The following is a 295-nucleotide window of genomic DNA, read 5'->3' as shown; positions in this document are numbered from 1 at the left end:
AAAAGACATCATGTGGTGCCGGGGTATTTTCAGTATTTGGATATCAAACTTAATTGAGCGTTACACACGACGCAATACAACCTGTCTTATGCTCGTATTTGTACCATTTACGTGAACCTGCTGGGCTCTCAACTACCTGGCAGTAGTGGGCATCCTCTGCGTTGCCCATTCTGGCAATGGCACAGAAGTCGAATTGCCCCAGATAACCGGTGTTGGAAAGCTGAGTAACTTTGAGTTTTCCACCTATAGTACTCCACGTACCGGATTGGAACGAAAGTAATGCCCCTGTATTATC

At 45.8% G+C, this 295-nt stretch carries 1 pseudogene; it reads right to left on the bottom strand.

The features are described from left to right. Positions 1-49 precede the first annotated feature (49 nt). A pseudogene (locus tag RTW80_RS28640) lies at positions 50-295 on the bottom strand (Shufflon protein A'); the annotation flags it as partial.

This window comes from Escherichia sp. AM3, from assembly GCF_032029835.1.
Taxonomy (GTDB): Bacteria; Pseudomonadota; Gammaproteobacteria; order Enterobacterales; family Enterobacteriaceae; genus Escherichia; species Escherichia coli.
Note: the sequence above shows the minus strand (reverse complement) of the source record. Positions and strands in the feature narration are given on the sequence as shown.